Source organism: Pectobacterium aroidearum (assembly GCF_041228105.1).
GTDB lineage: Bacteria > Pseudomonadota > Gammaproteobacteria > Enterobacterales > Enterobacteriaceae > Pectobacterium > Pectobacterium aroidearum.
In genome coordinates this window covers 4,976,694-4,996,067 of the sequence record NZ_CP166097.1, presented here as the reverse complement: position 1 = coordinate 4,996,067, position 19,374 = coordinate 4,976,694, and the positions used below count along the sequence as shown (strand labels likewise).

Here is a 19,374-nt window from a genome sequence, read left to right as displayed (position 1 = left end):
TTTTTGGCCGAATTATTTCCTCAGATAGTAAAATCTTAAAAAATAAAAAACAAACCAATAAAACATGAGATTCATCACATGATTAGCCTGTAAAGGAGTGTTTATTGCAATTATTCCATAATTGGTCTGGTTTTTTTATCAATTAGATGGATTTTTCAAACCAAAATAATTATTTTAAATAAGAGATTTACAATAAAAGAAAAAATAAGTAGAAAACAAAAAAGAAACTGATTTTTAGACTGCATCTTTACCGGTTATCGCTATTCCGGGAAATGCGTCGGAGGATATTTTTTTGTTACCGACAATCATTACTGACATTGAATGTCTTGTTACCCGCCCTGACCGCCATAATTTAGTGACGGTGGTGGTTCGTACAGATAAAGGTATCACGGGTTATGGCTGTGCGACCTTCCAGCAGCGCCCGCTGGCTGTAAAAGCGATGGTCGACGAGTACCTCAAACCGCTTTTAGTCGGAAGGGATGCTAACCATATCGAAGATCTCTGGCACATGATGATGGTTAACGCCTACTGGCGTAACGGGCCGGTGATCAACAATGCGGTGGCGGGCGTCGATATGGCGCTGTGGGACATCAAGGGCAAGCTGGCGGATATGCCGCTCTATCACCTGTTTGGTGGGAAATCCCGCGATGCGATCGCGGCCTACAGTCATGCTGCCAGCGATACGCTGGATGGGCTGTATCAGGACGTAGAACGGCTGTATGCGCAGGGTTATCGCCATATCCGCTGCCAGTTAGGGTTCTATGGTGGCAATCCTGACGCGCTGCACAGTACGCGCCAGCCAACGGAAGGAGCCTATTACGATCAAGATCAGTACATGGCTAACACGATCGGCATGTTCCGTGCGTTGCGCGAGAAATACGGCGATCGTTTCCACATTCTGCATGATGTCCATGAGCGCCTGTTCCCGAATCAGGCCGTGCAGTTCGCCAAAGCAGTAGAAGCCTATCGTCCCTATTTCATCGAAGATATTTTGCCGCCTGCGCAAAACGAGTGGCTGGCGCAGATCCGCAGCCAGAGCGCGGTGCCGCTGGCGACTGGGGAGCTATTTAATAATCCTGCCGAGTGGCAGAATCTGGTGATTAACCGGCAGATTGATTTCATTCGCTGCCATGTCTCACAGATTGGCGGGATTACACCTGCACTGAAGCTGGGTGCGTTCTGTCAGAACTTTGGCGTTCGGCTGGCGTGGCACTGCCCACCGGATATGACGCCTATCGGCGCGGCGGTCAACATTCACCTCAATATCCACCTGCACAATGCAGCCATTCAGGAGTTTGTCGCTTACCCGGAAAATACCCGTAAGGTCTTCCCGCAGGCGGTAGAGCCGGAGAATGGCTATCTGTATCCGATTGAGCGCCCCGGCATTGGTGTCGGGATCGATCTGGACGCGGCGCGGCAGTTCCCCGTCGTCTATCGTCCGCACGAATGGACACAGAGCCGCCTGCCTGATGGCACGATGCATACGCCCTAAGCCAGCGTTACGGCGACTGGCGGAAGGTTAGGTTATCGAGGTTGACGCCTTGCCCATAAGAAGCAAGGCAATGTTGAGCGAGTTATTCTTGTGAATAGTCGGACTTCATGTTTTGTTTTATGTGGTTGGTTTTAAAAAGCGAAACACCTTTTTCCCGTATCGCCGAAATCCATATGTCAGCCATCCAGCTACCAATATCAAAGCACCGTATGGCGGTTTCTCTCATAATACGGTGTTCGTTCGCTATGGTGGTTGGCATGAGGGCACTGTCATCAGTATTAATACAGATTGATAATGGTCCAGAGCGTAAACCATAGCGATTATATTTTCCGCCAGGTTTCAACCAATCCGGTTGTGGCGGGTTCCAGCGAAACAGAGGATGCTCGTGGTATTTTTCAAGACGCCCAATATAAATATTTGAGGTTGGGCATGCTTCAATGACCAGGCCGAGTCGACTGTATTTTTCCATCAGAAAATCCTGTATTGCTTCGTACAACCGAAGTTCTCCTGATGAAAGTAGATCCTCATCTTCTTGTATTTGGGGCGAAAAACACTCTCCGCTGTCTGGTTGGCAGTTAACGGAAATGATACGGTTGATCCAGTCTTGTTCATGTTCTTCTAGCCCACTATTCAGATAGCGTTGCCAGAGCGTTTTTGCTGTTTTACGATCTTTATCGTTCCCCTTATCTTCCAGTAACAACGCTATATCAGGGGCCCACTCCGTGCGATTAGCCAAATCAGCCTGCATATCCTGATAATCAATCCAGTTGCGCCTTAACAACCAGGCACGATAAAGTTGATTAGGTGTATAGATATCGTTGAATATCTGCTGTGACCAGTGATGAATTTTGTCACGTAGCTGGTGCATCACTGGAATATGTTCAACAGTATGTTGAGAGAGCTGTACTGCCTGATGGTACGCCCACACTAAATTATCCAGATGTTGCCCCGCAGTAAGATACGCACGGCGTTGGCGTTGTGCCCAAAGCGTGACATCTATCCCCAGTGCTAACCCGTGTCCGATTCGATCCCCTTCACGTAACTGACAAAACTCTACCGCTTCGTCTATCGCCCGAAGGCCACTGAGCAGGTGGCTGTAATCCTCACCGGCGTGTACGGTAATGAAAGGGCGTGGCAAGCGAATGGATGACAACATGCCAGCGGGGTGTTTAGCGGCGCGTAATACGCGCAAAACGGGAGCAAACACTTCGATGGGCAGTTCATTTTCATTACCTGCAACATCATAGCCACGCACCAGACGGCGTACATCAATGGTTTTTGCTGGCTGGTTGATATCCGGCTGGTAGGGAACTTCCTGAAGCGTCACTGATGCCGAGAACTTTTCAAACTCGCGGATTTGCTGTAATAATTTGGTGCGAAAATATTGCCAACGTTTATCGTATTGAGATGAGTTTTTAGGGATGCTGCGGGTAAAATGAACGACTAAATGTGCTTGTTCAGGCACATGCCAGCGCTGGTGTTGTGCAAAAAAATCTCTCAGCTTATGGTGATAAATATTGGGTCGCCGTTCAATATCTCCTATCACTTCGTCCGGTGAGACGCGATATTCACGCGATACAGTAGCGGATAGATCGTAACGCACGACCTGCCCTTTGGAATAGGACTTATTGGCGCGGCGAATGTCTGTAGTGAAAAATTCAACAAACTGACCTAATCCAACCGCAGAAACTACCATATAGTTACGCAGAATCATACAAGCTCGAATCAGGTTATCCAGGCCGCTTTGATAACTGACAGTGCGTCTTTGTAGCATTAGGCCGCAGCAGAACAAGAGCCATCGCTGGTGACCGGGGTAGTCGGTTGGCGATGCGGCATGATGCAGTAACCGTTGTTGGGCATTATTGACACCATAAGACTCAACGTACTCACGCAGCAGCCACTTTTGCTGTTCGGGCAGACCAAGTGAGGTGAAATCGATCTCTGCTGTTGTGCCGGAGTAAATCTGTTCCAGCAGACCGGCGCTGTACCCTGCAATCCACACGGGTAACTGGTTTTTCTTCAGGCGTTCACTTTCAAACAGGCGATACTCTTCACGCTGTGGCCAGATGAGCGTCGGTTTTAAACGCGCATCTCCCATCATAAAACTGAGCATGGATAATGAGGTATAGCCATGTCCGTTAAAGTGCACATGGTTATCGGCATAATGCGTATCGCTTTGGTCTGCGGGAAACGCAAAGGCGCACTGACGTGTGGTCAATAGCGTAACCAGCTCCCATTCATCCAACACCTGCTGTTGCACTAATTGCACATAAGCACGGGCAATGATCCACGCGGGGTCAATCACTGAGCAGAGTTTTAGCCAAGCATCCAGATGCTCCTGACGGACTTCAAAACAGTCTCCTTGCCAAATGAGAAAGGTATCAGCAAGCTGAGCGAATAGGCTGAAACTATCCTGTTGAGCGGAGGGTAATCGCCACTGTTCCAGATTACTGGCAATATCCTCTTTACGCAGATGGCTACCAAAAGAAAATTGGTAGTCTTTTACTGCCAGAGTCAACAGACGTTTTTCTTCAGAGGTCACATCCAGATTGATGACTTGGTGAATATGCTGTTGCAAATGGAAATGAAATAGCCTGTCCGATGCCAGATAAGCACAAGGCACGAGCCAACGTGGATCTTGGGTATACATTGCTAGGCCTTCCGTGCAGGGTTAAGCTGTATACGGTAATTTGAAGTTTCTTTACATTCTTCTGTCAGTTTAAAAATCGGATGTTCCCACATGATTTCAAGTAGCTGGCCAATATCAGACAATGGTTCTTTCGCCACATTTTTTAAAAATGCCTCAGGTTTTTCTGTATTTATTTCTAAAATATTAGAGAAGTTTATTTTTATATTTTTGTTTGAATTGAAAAAGTCATTTCTATTTTCTATTTTTTCTGATGGGTCAGTGATTGCAACATCTATGAACATTATTTTATTGGTATTCATACAGCATAATAGAGAATTCATGAAAATATATTCAAATCGACGCAATATATGATTTAAATGTTCATTTTTAGTGTCATTTATGTTTTTTAACTTCATCCTATGGAGTTGTGAGAAAACATTATAAAATACTTCAACCAATAATGGAATTAAATTTTTGTTTTTAAATGCCTCAAGTGAATTTCTATTTTTATTAATCCATTCAATGATGTCATGAGTTATTTTATTTGAAATAGATAAGTCGACATTTTCATTTTTAATGTTTTTAAGACCGATATCATCAGTATCAAAAACTAAGTGTGAAAAAAATGGATGACGTTTAAAAATTTCCGATAACAACCCATGGTGATATTCTTCTTTTATATTGTTTGTGACTGATAATAACGACCAAAATAGAATTTCAAATGCGCGACCAAAAAGAACTTCATAACGATTATTTTCGTTTTCATGCGTGTAAATTAATTTTATTTTTTTTCATTCCTTCTTTTTCATTTTTTAAATCAAAAACTCTGCTCTCGAAATAAAATTTCTTAAACTCTACCGGAGGCATTTCCCACAATGTGTTAACTTGGCTGACTCTTTCTATTGAGGAGTTCTCTTTATCGATATTCTTGTTGTCATTTTTTATTCCATTAACTATTCTGCGATAACGATTTTGCATTTCATAGTAGTTATGCTCTCCCCAAGAATATACCTCACTCTGCATTATTGGGTTGAATGATATTAATTTATAAAGAGAGAACTCTTCTGGATTTGATATTTCATGCATATAAAGATATGATATGGAATCGACCAACGCTTGTCCTTTCCTTTTTATTTCTGCGAATCCTTTAAACCGTTGCCATAATTTATTATTATCTTCTATATTATTAATATTTTTTAAATCAATAGGATGAAATAACCTTACGCGCTGCACTAATTCTCGAGAATTTTGGGGTTCCAACCATCCCGTTTTGCTTGCCACCTTAATTTTTTCTCTATATTCGGCATCATGGCAAAAGGCATAAAATAATGAAATAAATTTTTCGTGGTACGTTTTATACTCTTCTGGTTTATTATCTTTGCTCCCATTATATTGTATAGATAAGTTGGGTAATAGTTGGATTATCGGTTGAAGTGGTAGTCGGTTCTGAATCGGAAAAATTTTTGTCAGATAGGCATGTGATAGATTTTTGGCTGCTGTTTTACCCTCTTCAAAATTACTGGCATCTTTATTTTTTGCTAGAATACTTTCAAATTCCATTGTGGTGGTATGCTGGTAAAGATCGTCATCACCGCTCACGATAGGTAATATTAACGGACAAGAAAGTAAGCAGCGGATCTCATCCAAGACACCAAATGCTTTATCGATCTTCATGTCAAGGTCATCAATAGGGAGTACCAGAGCATCGCAATCCAGTATATTTACACTAGCGATTAAGAACTGATGAAAGTACCGTTCTAGATGGATACCGGAACGGTACTTTTGAATACGGTCAATTCCCCTAAGATCTTCAAAATCAGATTTTTTTCCTAATGCATTTGATAGCTGTTTTAATGTCTGTAGAAATGTATCTTTATAACACTCTTTATGGACAAAATTTTTAAATTTCTGCTCTACTGCTGCATAAATCGATGCAACCACTACCTCAGAGAAATTATCTTCGATATGTAGCAATGTAGGATCTATGGTGTCAATGAAAAATAATTTAGGTGGATTTGAACGATATTCTTTTTTTTTATTCCAAATACTTTCAATATTACGTAAGAAAATTGTTTTCCCAGCCCCTCGAGTGCCACTGATAAAAATGGCATGATGGTAACAGCTTAATTTTTCTTTCTGATCTTTGCTATCTACTCTCTTTTCCTTATATTCCTTTGCTGTAAGCCCCATTTCTCTTAGTCTATCGGCTAATCTCGCGCTTGCTGCCTGTTGCCACAAACCACTATTTTCCACTGTAGAATTTTCTGAAATAAAGTCGCTTTCATATTCATTCAAATCGAGGTCAAGAATTATTCCTTCCATGATAATTTCACTCCTAATTATTTTTTATGAAATAATAATTAAATGTATTTAATGTAGAAGGTTAAACTAACATAAAAAACGTATCTGAAGTTATATTAATAAATTTTTAATATCACAATGAAATTAATAGCTTGGTAAATATTTATCTTAAACATTATCTATTATATCGGACGTGAGCATTTAATCAACGACGCCAATATGCTAGCATCTTACTGATAGCCGTTTTGTGTTCCTATCATCGTCTTCGGGCTGAGGTCTTTTCTTTTTATCGAATATGCGTTAAAGAACAGATCTGAATCATGTAACTGATTAAAATATAAAAGGTTTTATCATGGAATGTTTAGATTTGTCATTTGAGGTCGTTAGCAACACTAATGCGACAGCACAGTATACCGGTGGGTGTTCCGGCGAACGTAGCGATTGCTGCACGCGAGTTTGCACGCGCGCAGGCAATGATGACCAAAACTCCGGTCTTGATGCGTGGGAGAAGTACCTTGAGGTGAATGCTGGTGTGCTTCAGTATTAATCTCTAGTTTGGAATCGCCCTTAACGGGCGATTTTATTAGGAAGAAGGGATGAATAGCAGAAAATATAAAATAAAAGAAACGGTTGATGTTTTTATATCAGAGAATGAGCAGCGCAGTACTGTTCTATTAACGTTCCATATTATGACTACGCGTGACAGAATAGAAATAAAAACGAATAAGAATGTTGCGAGTTTTATTGCCAACTTAGATGGTGAGAAAAGTATTGATGATATTATTCATTCCATGGGAAATCTTCGACTGGATGAGATATCTAAACTGATGGATTTTCTTCTAAATCAGCACCTAATTTTCGATGTGGAAAATAAAGAGAATGATAATTTACGCTTCTCCAGGCAAATTACATTTTGGGATGATTTTGTTCTGGATCGTTCAGGGAAAGAAACACAATCTATCTTAGAAAATAAAAAAATTGTTTTATTTGGTTGTGGTGCCGTAGGCGCTAAAATTATTGAGATTCTTGTTCGTGCAGGTATTAATAATGTCACGTTGATAGATTATAAATCCATGTCCGCTTCGAATGCAGTAAGACATTGCTATTATAGTGATGATTACATTGGAAAGCCTAAGGTAGAGGCGCTTTCTGAGTTCTTAACCAAGATTAATAAAAATATTAAAATTCATACAAGCTTTGAGAAATTTGTACCTAATAGTGATTTATCAACCTTAATTCCTGATGATGCTGACTTAGTTATTAACACATGTGATGAGCCTTATATAGGCCATACTTCATTGAAGTTGGGACGATATGCTCAATCAAAAAATATACCATTTTATGTTGCTGGCGGATTTGATGCCCATTTGATGAGCTCTGGGGAGTTAATTTTTCCACCGAGAACGCCCTGTATTGACTGTGCACAGAGCACTTTTTCAAAGGCATTAAAAGAGTGGAAGCCAGTTTACAGTATGGTAGAGAGCCAGTATTCGGCCTCTTTAACTGCAGCGCAGAGTAATCACTATATTCCTGGTGGTCCAGGGGGGCTGGCAATGATGAGCGGTTTTTCCGCTAATCTATGTTGTATGCAGTTGTTACACTTTCTTTTAGATGACTCCGCATTTTCTTACAATAATCATCGCCATGAATATCTTCCAAACAGCGGTCTGATGACTCAATTCGAATTGGTAAAGCAAAATGGATGCAAAATCTGTAATGGATAATTTTAGATTGCGTCAAAGTGTTGGCATTGTTGTTCAAGACGACATGGTGGAATTTTTTAAATCTAATGTCAGAGAAAGTGTAAAGATAAAAATTAAATTCCCAAAATTAATTTCTCTGTTACAAATGTTTGATGGAAAAACCTCATTAAAATCAATAGTAGAAAAGTTTCCTGGCTTGAATGTTGAACAGCTCGAAAATATTGCTAATTTTTTAAATGTAAATAATGTCCTGATTCACCAGGACTGTTCATATCCTGATGAGATTACGGATAATAAATATAGATTGATTAATACATTTGAAGATTACTGTCATACAACCAGTGAAGTGCTTTCCTGTATTAATCGAATTAAATCCTCAAAGGTTATGATTGTTGGTGTTGGCGCAGTCGGGAGCAATGTGGCAACCTATTTTGCGCATTGTGACGTAGGAACACTGCTTTTTGTTGATCATGACGGTGTTGATCTCAGTAATTTACATCGTCAATATTTTTTTGAGAATGATATTGGAATAAAAAAAAGTGAATCGCTATGTGAAAGTTTAAAAAATATTTCACCGAATATTAACGTTGAAACGATTTTTGATACGATTGATGATGGCTTCTTTCAAAGAAATGAATTGCCATTGGATATTGATTTAATTATTAATTGTGCTGATGAACCTAATGTTGATTATACTAGCAAAATAATTTCATCTTATTGCATGCTTCATCGTATACCGCATATTGTCGGCGGTGGATATAACTTGCATCAAACGTTGATTGGCCAGACTATTATCCCCTATGAGACGTCATGCTTTAACTGCTTTAATCGTTATTTAAATCAAATAAACAGCAAAGATCTCGCTAATGTTAAGAAATTACATCGAACAAAGCGTAAGCTGGGATCGTATTCTCCATTATCTGGCATGGCCGCAAGCCTTGCGAGTCTGGATGCAATAAAATTACTCAGTGGAAAGAAAGAATATTTGCAACAAGCAAGCAAAAGAGTTGAGTTTAACCTACGGACGCTATCTTTTAATGTCAAGGATGTTCCCCGTGATCCGCTGTGTGAATGGTGTGGAGATAAAAAATGAGCGAAATTATTTTTGAAGGTATAGAAACACACAATCTGAAAAATATAAGTGTTAAGATACCAGTAAATAAAATAACGGTTATCTATGGGCGCTCAGGTGCGGGGAAAAGTTCTTTAGCATTCTCATCCATTTATCAATTATGTAAAGATGAGTTTGATGCCATAGAGAATGGTTATTTGAATGAGGGTGATTATAAGATTACACACTATGATGGGTTAAAGTCAGCAGTTGCGTTGCCGCAGCGAAATACGAATAATAATCCTCGTTCAACAATATATTCATATTTAAATATTCCACAAGCATTGTCGTCGTTAAAGGTTAAGAGTAATTTATCAATACCTGATTATCATCAGCTAAAATTGAATAAGTATGAGAATGCTTGCACACATTGCTTTGGCCGTGGTGAAGTTGAGGTGGTTGATGAGGGTTTGTTAATAAATGAAAATTGTCGATTAGATGAGGGGCCTTTTTCATGTTGGAACGGTGGGCCTCTATCTGATTATCGAAAACAAATTTTATTATCTTATTGTCATAGGGAAGGGATAAATATAGAAAGAACCTTCTCATCGCTCTTAAAAAAAGAAAAAGATCTTATTCTTTACGGAATGGAAGCAAGCGGAAAATTATTAGTAAAATATAATCATAAAGGGAAAATAAAGAAAAAAGAATGCTATTATGAAGGTGTAGTGCCCTATGTATTCAGTCAAGAAAATAGTAAATACAAAAAAGAAGTAACGTGTCCTTCATGTAAAGGCATTAGAATAAATAAAAAACTATCAAGTTTAAATATTATAACATTAAGTTTTGATGATTTTCTATCATTGCCAATATCAAAATTATGCACGGTGCTTGAAAGTGATTTTAGTGAATCAACATTGTTTAGAGTCTTATCCTCAATTAACAATATCGGGTTAGGATATTTGAGTTTATCACGATCGATTCCTAGCCTTTCAGGTGGTGAATTGCAAAAACTCATGTTTAGTCGGTTACTGACCTCAAATACAACCGGTATGCTTATTGTTATTGATGAAATATCATCTCAGATTAACCCTGTGGATTACCCTGATATTTTATCAAAAATACGGAAAATAGCAGAAAAGAATACTGTAGTACTAGTGGAACATAGCCAGTACTTTATTGATCATGCAGATAAAACTATTCATATTGGTAAGTTCGCAGGTTCTGCGGGTGGCGAAATATGTGAAGATGAAATTATTCAACCATTAAAAAACACAAATAGCAGGAATAAAATTTCTGACTTCCATCATTTTAAAGATCTTAATAAAAATAATATAATTAATCAAAATGTAAGCTTCCCGAAGGGAGGTGTTACTATTTTTTCTGGAATATCGGGTTCTGGAAAATCATCTTTGGCGAAGGCTATCCTTGATGCTACTGAATCAACTTACATTAGCCAAAAATTACCCTCTTATACTGGCCGTTCTTCAGTGGCATCTATAGCTGGATTAAATAAATCTATTGCCAGCTATTTTGCAAAAAAAACAGGAGTAAATGATGTTTTTTTTCTTCCTGGCATAGATAAAAACGGGCATGGAGGCAGGTGTAAGGTCTGCGAAGGTAAAGGTGTTATAAAATATGAAAGAGGGTTTGAAAAAGACATCTACATTACTTGTCATGAATGTAATGGGATGCTTTTTGATGCACACTTGGATGAGGTAAATATGGATGTCAATGGTATAAATATCATTGACATTTATAATACTGAGTTGAAGGATCTTCTTAGCTATTTTAACGATCCAAAAATTGATCACATACTTGTGACGCTCGACACCTTAGGATTATCTCATTTAAAACTAAATAGAAAAACGCAATCACTCTCTGGGGGAGAGATGCGTAGAATAAAGCTGTGCGAGATGTTATCGAAAAAAAGGAAAAGTAATAAGCTACTCTTTATCGATGAGCCAACTGCTGGCCTTGATCCCGAGACAGCGTCGAAAGTCTTGGATTTTATCTACCAAAAAGCTTCGTTATTTGGTGCAATCGTCGTGATTGAACATCGGCCTGAGGCGGAAGATTATGCTGACTTTAAGGTCTCTATTGGTCCAGGTTCCGGTGAACAAGGTGGACAAATCTTGGCTCAGGAAAAAATTTAAGTCTTACGGCGACTGGCGGAAGGTTAGGTTATCGAGGTTTAAGGGGATGACGTAGGTACAGGTGTAGTTGATGTCGATGATATCGCTCGATTCGTACACGCGACCGCCCTGTAAAATGCCGCGATTAAGAATATGCATCGCGGCCGTGCCTTTCTTGCAGTCCAGCAGCTCAGCCTGAGCTTTGGTGACGTTCACTGCCTGATAATGCGTCAGGTAGTGTGAAATCGCATAGCCCTTGCTGAGTACATACTGCTGAATAGAACCTTCAATAATCTTCTGATTCATCTCCGGGAAGTCTGCGGCAGGCATTTTCGATATCTCGATCTGTACCTTACGGTTATCGACATAACGTAATCGGCTGAATTCCCAGATAAACTCTTTATCACTGATAGCAAATACCTGCTGCTCCTCTCGGTTCGGCAGGCGCTTATGTAGGCTAAGCAGGCGGGATGAAATCTGATTAAATTTCTTTTCGGTAATCGAGTTGTACACCAGCGGGTTACTGCGTACGCCCTGATTAATAAAATTACCTGAACCCTGCACCATATGGATCGCACCAATACTGGCGAGCTTTTCCAACGCCTGGCGGATAGTGAAGCGTGACACACCGTATTCCTCCGCCAACTGGCGTTCCGGCGGCAGCTTTTCCGGCAGTGGGTCGGTGTGCTGATAGATTTTGCTCAGTAAATCCTGCGCGATGAAATCTTTCTTTTTCATGGACGGTCTCAAAATAGCCCTGCCAGCGTAGCTGACAAGGCCGTTTGCGTTGGATCAGTGATGGCAGAAGTGGTGAATCACCTGCGAAATCAGCTCCCGCGTTGGTTTGATAAACTTGGTATCAATGTATTCATCCGGCTGGTGCGCCTGTTCGATCGATCCCGGCCCCAGAACCAGCGTCGGGCACAGGGTCTGAATAAACGGCGCTTCGGTGCAGTAGTTCACGATTTCCGTTTTCGTCCCCAGTAACTTCTCTACGACCGAGACCAAGCGGTGATCCGGTGGGCATTCATAGCCAGGAATCGGCGGGTGCAGTTCGCTAATGGTCAACCGACCCGGCCAGCGCTGGCTGACGGGCTCAAGCGCTTCTGACAGCAGTCCGTCCAGATCGTTAAGCGTGATACCCGGCAGTGGGCGGATATCCATATGCAATTCACAGCAGCCGCAGATGCGGTTAGCAGCATCGCCACCGCGAATGTGGCCGAGATTCATGGTGGGGTGAGGAATGTGGAAAATCGGGTTGTGATAGCGTTCCTGTAGGGTGTTGCGTAGCACCAGCAGGTGGGAAATCGCCTCATGCATCAGCTCAATCGCGTTCACGCCGCGTGAAGGATCGCTGGAATGGCCGGACTGTCCCTGAATACGGATCGCGTTGGACATATGGCCTTTGTGTGCCCGCACTGGCTGCAACGAAGTCGGTTCGCCAATGATGGCGCAGTCCGGGCGAATCTGCGTAGATTCGGAGAAATATTTGGCACCGGCCATGGTTGTCTCTTCATCCGCTGTCGCCAGCACATAAAGCGGCTTCGTCAGTTTGGTCGGATCGATATCGCGCAAGGCATCCAGAATAAAGGCAAAGAACCCTTTCATATCCGCGGTGCCCAGACCGTACAGCTTATTGTCGTGTTCGGTCAGCGTGAAAGGGTCGCGCGTCCAGCGGCCGTCGTCGAACGGGACGGTGTCGGTGTGCCCTGCCAACAATAAGCCACCTTTTCCTTCACCAATCCGCGCCAGCATATTAAATTTATTGAGGGTGCCGGGAACCGGTTGGACCTCTACATGGAAGCCGAGATCGCCGAACCAGCCTGCCAGCAGGTTGATTAAGGTATGATTACTTTGATCGAGCGCGCTGTCGGTGGCACTGATGGACGGTGTAGCGATCAATGCCCGATATAGCTCAATAAAAGGGGGTAAATTCATCTTCACTGTTGACAGCCTCTGGTTAGGATAGTATCAATATTCATGCATTTATTTTGAATAAAAATACAATATTGCTCGGCGAAAGGAAACCCAAAGGTACGGCGATGGCGATTCGTCACTTTCACTGAGTTTCGCGGGTGAACAGCGTACCGACGCTGGTGAGCCCTGTTACCTGTTCCATAGATAAATAAGAAGGTATACGGATCCCATGCTGAATACGCTGATTGTTGGTGCAAGTGGTTATACCGGCGCTGAGCTTGCGCTCTACCTGAACCGTCACCCACAGATGAACATAACCGCTTTGATGGTTTCTGCGCAAAGTGTCGATGCAGGAAAATTGATTTCTGATTTACATCCGCAGCTCAAAGGCATCATCGACGTACCGGTAAAACCGCTGACCGATGCTGAAGAAGCAGCGAAAGGCGTGGATGTCGTTTTTCTGGCGACTGACCACAAAGTCAGCCACGATCTGGCCCCGGTTTTTCTGGCAGCTGGCTGCACTGTTTTTGATTTGTCCGGCGCGTTCCGCGTACAGGACGCCGAGTTTTATCGTCGCTATTATGGTTTTGAGCATCAGCATCCTGACTGGCTGGCAAAAGCGGTTTATGGGCTGGCCGAATGGCGCGCGGAAAGCGTAAAACAGGCACAACTGATTGCCGTTCCGGGCTGTTATCCCACGGCCGCGCAGCTGGCGCTGAAGCCGCTGCTGGACGCACAACTGCTGAATCCGGCTCAGTGGCCAGTGATTAATGCCGTCAGCGGCGTGAGCGGGGCGGGGCGTAAAGCGTCAATGACCAACAGCTTCTGCGAAGTCAGCTTTCAACCGTACGGCATTTTCAACCACCGCCATGAGCCTGAAATTTCAACGCACCTCGGCACCCCGGTGATCTTCACACCGCATTTGGGCAACTTCGCCCGCGGCATTCTGGAAACCATCACCTGCCGCCTGCAATCGGGTGTAACCCAGCAGGATGTCGCCGAAGCCTATCACAACGCCTATCACGATAAGCCACTGGTGCGTTTGTATGATAAGGGTGTTCCGGCGCTGAAATCTGTTGTTGGCCTGCCGTTCTGCGATATCGGTTTCTCCGTTGACGGTGAGCACCTGATCGTGGTGGCAACCGAAGATAACCTGCTGAAAGGCGCAGCGGCACAGGCCGTGCAATGCATGAACATTCGTTTTGGTTTCCCTGAAACCCAATCGTTAATTTAATGACTACTGGTCCCGACATTTCGAGGCGTGAAGCATAATGAATCCGTTAATTATCAAGTTAGGTGGCGTTTTACTGGATAGCGAAGAAGCGCTGGAGCGTCTGTTCACCGCGCTGGTGGCTTACCGTCAGGAACATCAGCGCCCTCTGGTGATTGTGCACGGCGGCGGCTGTCTGGTGGATGACCTGATGAAAAAGCTGTCGCTGCCTGTTGTGAAGAAAAATGGCCTGCGTGTCACGCCTGCCGATCAGATCGATATCATCACCGGTGCGCTGGCGGGGTCTGCTAACAAAACGCTGCTGTCATGGGCGAAGAAGCATGACATCAACGCGGTCGGCCTGTGTCTGGGCGATGGTGGCAGCACGACGGTCACGCAGTTAGATGAAGCGCTGGGCTTTGTGGGTAAAGCGGAAGCGGGATCGCCTGCGCTGCTGAACACGCTGCTGTCTGCGGGTTATCTGCCTGTCGTCAGCTCTATCGGGATTACGGCGCAGGGCGACCTGATGAACGTCAACGCCGATCAGGCGGCGACGGCGCTGGCGCAAACGCTAGGCGCGGATTTAATCCTGCTGTCTGACGTGAGCGGCATTCTGGACGGTAAAGGTCAGCGTATTGCCGAAATGACGGCGGAAAAAGCCGAACAGCTGATTGCTCAGGGCATCATCACCGATGGCATGATTGTTAAGGTTAACGCCGCGCTGGATGCCGCTCGTGCGCTGGGTCGTCCGGTTGATATCGCCAGCTGGCGTCATGCTGAACAGCTACCTGCGCTGTTCAACGGTGTGGCGATTGGTACGCGTATTCTGGCGTAAGTCGTTTCTGGGTATGGCATGATGCCATACCAACGTAAATGATATTTTTGGGAGTAAGGGTTATGGCTTTGTGGGGCGGTCGGTTTAGTCAGGCAGCAGATCAGCGTTTTAAACAATTTAATGACTCACTGCGGTTTGATTACCGTCTGGCGGAACAGGACATCGTTGGCTCGATCGGCTGGTCGAAAGCGCTGGTGACGGTCAATGTGCTCAGCGAGCAGGAGCAGCAACAGCTGGAACAGGCGCTGAATGCGCTGTTGGTTGAGGTACAAGCTGACCCTGAGATGATCCTGCAAAGCGATGCAGAAGACATTCACAGCTGGGTTGAACAGCGTCTGATCGAGAAAGTGGGCGATTTAGGTAAAAAGCTGCATACCGGTCGTAGTCGTAACGATCAGGTCGCCACCGACCTGAAACTCTGGTGTAAGGCGCAGATTGCAGAACTGCTGCTGTCGGTACGTCATCTGCGTCAGGCGCTGGTCACGACGGCGGAAGCGAATCAGGATGCGGTAATGCCGGGTTACACCCACTTGCAGCGCGCACAGCCGGTGACGTTTGCACATTGGTGTCTGGCTTACCACGAGATGTTGGCGCGTGATGAAAGCCGTCTGGAAGATACGCTGAAGCGTCTGGATGTCAGCCCGCTGGGCTGTGGCGCACTGGCGGGAACGGCTTATCCGATTGACCGTGAGCAGTTAGCTGGCTGGTTGGGTTTTGCATCCGCCACGCGTAACAGTCTGGACACGGTTTCCGATCGCGATCATGTACTGGAACTGTTGTCCGATGCTTCGATCGGCATGATCCACCTGTCGCGTTTTGCCGAAGATCTGATCTTCTTCAACAGCGGTGAAGCGGCGTTCGTTGAGCTGTCTGACCGTGTGACATCCGGTTCTTCCCTGATGCCGCAGAAGAAAAACCCGGATGCGCTGGAGTTGATTCGCGGTAAATGTGGCCGCGTACAGGGTGCATTGACCGGCATGATGATGACACTCAAAGGCCTGCCGCTGGCGTATAACAAAGACATGCAGGAAGACAAAGAAGGGCTGTTTGACGCGCTGGACACCTGGCACGACTGCCTGATGATGGCGGCGCTGGTGCTGGAAGGCATTCAGGTGAAACGTCCGCGTTGTAAAGAGGCCGCTGAGCAAGGCTACGCGAACTCGACAGAGCTGGCGGATTATCTGGTCGCAAAAGGCGTCCCATTCCGTGAAGCGCACCATATCGTGGGTGAAGCGGTGGTTGAAGCCATCCGTCAGGGTAAGGCATTGGAAGCACTGCCGCTGGCCGATCTGCAAAAATTCAGCGCCGTGATTGGCGAGGATGTCTACCCGATTCTGGCGTTGCAATCCTGTCTGGATAAGCGTGCTGCACAAGGTGGCGTGTCACCGCAGCAGGTCGCTAAAGCGATTAGTGATGCGAAACAGCGCTTAGCCTAAGTTGTGCCTCTCTTTCCCCCAACGTGGTGTTCCTCGTTGGGGGAATTTCAGTGTTACCCCTCTGATTCTTCTGCAAATTATCGTATGCCCATACTCATATGGAATGCGGCTCGCATTTTTCTGCTCAACCTACTCCCCATCAGAATTGTTTCTGGACATCCATACAGTATCATTTTACCTTGACCGACAGCGTGAAAGGCCTGCGGAGGCAAAGTGGATATCAGCATATTTTATGGTCTGGGCGGCGGCGCGGTGGGGCTACTGATAGGGTGGTTGATTGCCTGCCTGATTCATCAACAGAAGCTGTCGCAGCATGGCACCGAACAGCGGTTGCTGGCACAGACATTACAGCAGACTCAACAGTCGCTCAGCGAACAGCAGCAGGCAAGGCAATTGGACGAACAGCGGCTGCGGCAAAACGAGCTGGAACTGCGCACGGTTCACGCTCAGCTTTCTGCCAGCCATGAAAAGCTGCAACAGCTGAGTGAGCTCCGCGCAGAGTGCGTGCAGTTAAATCAAGAACTGAGGACGCTACGTGAAATAAATAGCGCGCAGGAAGCTGAGCTGCGGGAAGTCACCATTCGGCTGGAAGAAACCCGTATGGCGGCGGAAGAGAAGCAGCGGCTTCTGGCAAATAGCGAACAGCGGTTGACGACGCAGTTTGAGAATCTGGCGAACCGGATTTTTGAACACAGCGGGCGCAAGGTGGATGAGCAAAATAAACAGAGTCTGGATAAGCTGTTGATGCCGCTGCGTGAACAGCTTGATGGCTTCCGCCGTCAGGTTCAGGACAGTTTTGGTGCGGAAGCGCGTGAGCGCCACACGCTGGCGCATGAAATCCGCAATCTGCAACAGCTTAACGCGCAGATGGCACACGAGGCCATCAACCTGACGAAAGCGCTGAAAGGCGATAACAAAACGCAGGGTAACTGGGGCGAAGTGGTTCTCAGCCGCGTGCTGGAAGCTTCCGGCCTGCGTGAAGGCTATGAGTATCAGACACAGGTCAGCGTGCAAACAGGGGCGAATAGCCGCCTGCAGCCGGATGTCATTGTGCGTTTACCACAGGGCAAAGATGTCGTGATCGATGCCAAGATGTCGCTGGTAGCTTATGAGCGCTATTTCAATAGCGATGATGACATCGAACGTAATGCGGCGCTGAACGAACATTTGCTCTCGGTACGCAGCCATATCAGGCAACTGAGTAGCAAAGATTACCAGCAGCTTCCGGGGCTGCGTTCGCTAGATTACGTGCTGATGTTTATCCCGGTCGAACCCGCTTTTCTGGTCGCTATCGATCGCCAGCCCGAATTGATTAACGAGGCGCTAAAGCACAATATTATGCTGGTCAGCCCGACCACGCTGTTGGTGGCGTTACGTACCATCAACAACTTATGGCGCTATGAACAACAGAGCCGCAATGCACAGCACATCGCTGAAAAAGCATCACGGCTGTACGATAAGCTGCGGTTGTTCGTCGATGATATGGAAGCGATGGGGCAGAGTCTGGATAAAGCACAGGGCACTTATCGTCAGGCGATGAATAAACTTTCCTCTGGGCGTGGTAACCTTATTGGCCAGGCTGAGGGGTTTCGCGCGCTGGGCGTTGAAATTAAACGCACGATCAGCCCGTCATTGGCTGAAAAAGCAACGGCCCATGAGCACGCTGAACGTGATGAATTAACGGGTTCAGCCGCCCCCGACGGTGTCTCACCACCTGTGAAAGCAGAGAGTGAAGCAGCAGAAACCCCCTCCGCTAACCGTACTAACTCGTACTAAATCGATATGGATTTCGCGGGCTTGGCATCCATGCTATGCGAAATTAGTGCAGTGGGGTTTTTATCTGGGTCTGGTACACTCTCACCATAAATGGGTAGACCCGAAATTTGACTGAAATAGTAGGCGGATAAGATGGCAAGTGAGCAGGAGAATACGGCCGACTTTGGTTTTCGGACTGTCGCCAGGGATGAAAAAGAAGTCATGGTGGCTGAAGTTTTTCATTCTGTAGCAGCAAAGTATGACTTGATGAATGACCTGATGTCCTTTGGTATCCACCGTATCTGGAAGCGTTTCACCATTGAATGCAGTGGGGTAAGACGTAACCAGCGTGTGCTGGATCTTGCCGGAGGAACAGGGGATTTAACCGCAAAATTCTCCCGTATGGTTGGTGAAGGTGGTGAAGTCATTCTGGCAGACATCAATGCATCCATGCTGAAAGTTGGCCGTGAGAAACTGCGTAACAAAGGCATTATCGACAACATCAGCTACGTGCAGGCCAATGCAGAAGCGCTGCCGTTCCCTGATGACTTCTTCGACTGCATTACTATCTCCTTTGGTCTGCGCAACGTGACGGACAAAAACAAAGCGCTGCGCTCAATGTACCGTGTTCTGAAGCCGGGTGGTCGGTTGCTGGTGTTGGAGTTTTCCAAGCCGATCATTAAACAGCTGAGCACCGTTTACGATGCGTATTCATTTCATATCCTGCCGAGGATTGGCGAAGCCGTGGCGAGTGATGCCGGGAGCTACCGCTATCTGGCGGAATCTATCCGCATGCATCCCGATCAGGAAACGCTGAAAGGGATGATGAGCGATGCCGGTTTTGACAGTGTTAACTATTTCAACCTCACTGGTGGAATCGTTGCACTGCATCGTGGGTTTAAATTCTGAT

General features: G+C 45.2%; 14 protein-coding genes. 9 read left to right on the top strand and 5 right to left on the bottom strand.

Going from position 1 to position 19,374, the window contains the following annotated elements:
• The first annotated feature begins 292 nt into the window (after window positions 1–292).
• Complete coding sequence (locus AB8809_RS22550; RefSeq protein ID WP_349856831.1) at window positions 293–1,492, top strand: starvation-sensing protein RspA; 1,200 nt, start codon at window positions 293–295, stop codon at window positions 1,490–1,492.
• An 82-nt stretch (window positions 1,493–1,574) separates the two neighbouring features.
• Here the strand turns inward: AB8809_RS22550 and rdrB are convergent, their stop codons facing one another.
• The 3 genes from rdrB to AB8809_RS22535 form a co-directional block, all read right to left on the bottom strand.
• Window positions 1,575–4,142 carry an antiviral RADAR system adenosine deaminase RdrB gene (rdrB, locus tag AB8809_RS22545; RefSeq protein WP_349856830.1) on the bottom strand — a complete coding sequence of 856 codons (2,568 nt, stop codon included), beginning with the start codon at window positions 4,140–4,142 and terminating at the stop codon, window positions 1,575–1,577.
• Window positions 4,143–4,144: 2 nt separating this feature from the next.
• Complete coding sequence (locus AB8809_RS22540) at window positions 4,145–4,777, bottom strand: hypothetical protein (RefSeq protein ID WP_349856828.1); 633 nt, start codon at window positions 4,775–4,777, stop codon at window positions 4,145–4,147.
• A gap of 106 nt (window positions 4,778–4,883) precedes the next feature.
• Window positions 4,884–6,443, bottom strand: coding sequence for a P-loop NTPase fold protein (locus tag AB8809_RS22535; protein WP_349856827.1), 1,560 nt, complete (start codon window positions 6,441–6,443; stop codon window positions 4,884–4,886).
• 575 nt (window positions 6,444–7,018) lie between these two features.
• On the opposite strand from AB8809_RS22535, the gene AB8809_RS22530 reads away from it, so the two are divergent.
• The 3 genes from AB8809_RS22530 to AB8809_RS22520 are packed head-to-tail and all read left to right on the top strand — an operon-like array spanning window position 7,019 to window position 11,332.
• Complete coding sequence (locus tag AB8809_RS22530) at window positions 7,019–8,146, top strand: ThiF family adenylyltransferase (RefSeq protein ID WP_349856826.1); 1,128 nt, start codon at window positions 7,019–7,021, stop codon at window positions 8,144–8,146.
• Window positions 8,121–9,218, top strand: coding sequence for a ThiF family adenylyltransferase (locus tag AB8809_RS22525; RefSeq protein WP_349856825.1), 1,098 nt, complete (start codon window positions 8,121–8,123; stop codon window positions 9,216–9,218). The genes AB8809_RS22530 and AB8809_RS22525 overlap by 26 nt, the downstream gene beginning before the upstream one ends.
• On the top strand, window positions 9,215–11,332 hold the full coding sequence (locus AB8809_RS22520; protein WP_349856824.1) for an ATP-binding cassette domain-containing protein: 2,118 nt from the start codon (window positions 9,215–9,217) through the stop codon (window positions 11,330–11,332). Before AB8809_RS22525 ends, AB8809_RS22520 begins: the two co-directional genes overlap by 4 nt.
• A gap of 3 nt (window positions 11,333–11,335) precedes the next feature.
• On the opposite strand, the gene AB8809_RS22515 is transcribed toward AB8809_RS22520, so the two are convergent.
• Together AB8809_RS22515 and argE are read right to left on the bottom strand one after the other, a co-directional pair.
• Window positions 11,336–12,049, bottom strand: coding sequence for a GntR family transcriptional regulator (locus AB8809_RS22515; protein ID WP_015842154.1), 714 nt, complete (start codon window positions 12,047–12,049; stop codon window positions 11,336–11,338).
• A 54-nt stretch (window positions 12,050–12,103) separates the two neighbouring features.
• Window positions 12,104–13,255, bottom strand: a complete 1,152-nt coding sequence (gene argE, locus AB8809_RS22510; RefSeq protein WP_349856823.1) for an acetylornithine deacetylase — start codon at window positions 13,253–13,255, stop codon at window positions 12,104–12,106.
• 202 nt (window positions 13,256–13,457) lie between these two features.
• On the opposite strand from argE, the gene argC reads away from it, so the two are divergent.
• The 5 genes from argC (at window position 13,458) to ubiE (ending at window position 19,373) form a co-directional block, all read left to right on the top strand.
• The gene (argC, locus tag AB8809_RS22505; protein WP_349856822.1) at window positions 13,458–14,462 is read left to right on the top strand and encodes an N-acetyl-gamma-glutamyl-phosphate reductase; all 1,005 of its coding nucleotides are present in this window, start codon (window positions 13,458–13,460) and stop codon (window positions 14,460–14,462) included.
• A 37-nt stretch (window positions 14,463–14,499) separates the two neighbouring features.
• Window positions 14,500–15,273 (top strand): acetylglutamate kinase, encoded by a 774-nt coding sequence (gene argB, locus AB8809_RS22500; protein WP_015842151.1) that lies wholly within the window; start codon window positions 14,500–14,502, stop codon window positions 15,271–15,273.
• 62 nt (window positions 15,274–15,335) lie between these two features.
• The gene (argH, locus tag AB8809_RS22495) at window positions 15,336–16,709 is read left to right on the top strand and encodes an argininosuccinate lyase (protein WP_349856821.1); all 1,374 of its coding nucleotides are present in this window, start codon (window positions 15,336–15,338) and stop codon (window positions 16,707–16,709) included.
• A gap of 213 nt (window positions 16,710–16,922) precedes the next feature.
• Window positions 16,923–18,485: a DNA recombination protein RmuC gene (rmuC, locus tag AB8809_RS22490; protein ID WP_349856820.1), complete on the top strand. Its 1,563-nt coding sequence runs from the start codon at window positions 16,923–16,925 to the stop codon at window positions 18,483–18,485.
• A gap of 132 nt (window positions 18,486–18,617) precedes the next feature.
• Window positions 18,618–19,373, top strand: a complete 756-nt coding sequence (gene ubiE, locus AB8809_RS22485; protein WP_015842148.1) for a bifunctional demethylmenaquinone methyltransferase/2-methoxy-6-polyprenyl-1,4-benzoquinol methylase UbiE — start codon at window positions 18,618–18,620, stop codon at window positions 19,371–19,373.
• Window position 19,374: the final 1 nt, after the last annotated feature.